Below are 880 nucleotides of genomic sequence, written 5' to 3'. Positions count from 1 at the left end.
TAAAGTGAAACTTTAATTACCCCTACCCATCGGGGTTCTATGGGATAAAACTTCTCTCTTCTATCCCATTTTTTTAATACTATCGAAAAAGAGGTGTTCGTATGTTTATCGTTACTAAACTTATTCATATTAAATATGGCTATGAAAATGAACTATTTCATTCACTTAAACAGCATTCTCCATCATATGGAACACAAGGCTTTATTAACATAGAATTTTCACAGATGCATCATATAGATAATAGAGCCGAATATATGGTTCGCATGTTATGGAAAACTCAACAAGATTATCACGAATGGCTTTCTCTAAGAAAGAATGATGAAACGTGGAAACACCAAATACAAAATTATATCCTTTCTGCAAAATCCAATGCTGCCTATATACAATAAAAAACCTCTTACTGCCCCCGTATAGTAAGAGGTTTTTCCTTATGCATAAACTTTCTTTTCCTGACAATACAAGCGAATAACATGTGTATTTTTTTGAAATAAATCATGTGTTAAGCGAATAATAATAAAATTTCGTTTTGTATTATCATCATGAACAAAAATCTGTTCTCCCTCCTGAAAACGCCATGTGCTTTCAAAAGTTGTAATATGATCCCCGCTTACCGAAAAAAGCTCATATTGCATATCATGTACCCTCTTTCAACTTGCATAATCATAATATCTTTATATTAAACTTATTATAACTTAATCTATTTAAAATTTGTAATTTTTTCTATTTCGAGCTATTTCAACTTTGTTTTAAATTCTTTTAAGCGCTATAATGATAAACGAAATTTCATTGAAAGGAGCTTCATTTTGACTGCATATTTATTTCCAGTAAAAATAGCTTTTATTTTATTTCCTATTTTAGCAATGTTTCTATTAATTCCTTT

2 protein-coding genes are annotated in these 880 nt (G+C 29.5%); one reads left to right on the top strand and one right to left on the bottom strand.

The genetic code is table 11. From position 1 onward, the window contains the following. The first annotated feature begins 101 nt into the window (after nt 1-101). Nucleotides 102-389, top strand: coding sequence for a hypothetical protein (locus V7038_RS06580; RefSeq protein ID WP_002114160.1), 288 nt, complete (start codon nt 102-104; stop codon nt 387-389). 39 nt (nt 390-428) lie between these two features. Here the strand turns inward: V7038_RS06580 and V7038_RS06575 are convergent, their stop codons facing one another. Next, nucleotides 429-632: a hypothetical protein gene (locus tag V7038_RS06575; protein ID WP_002010557.1), complete on the bottom strand. Its 204-nt coding sequence runs from the start codon at nt 630-632 to the stop codon at nt 429-431. Nucleotides 633-880: the final 248 nt, after the last annotated feature.

It is taken from the genome of Bacillus sp. JJ783, assembly GCF_036963225.1.
In the GTDB taxonomy this organism is placed as follows: Bacteria; Bacillota; Bacilli; order Bacillales; family Bacillaceae_G; genus Bacillus_A; species Bacillus_A cereus_U.
The sequence above is the reverse complement of the archived record's forward strand: the minus strand, read 5'-3'. Positions and strand labels throughout refer to the sequence as shown.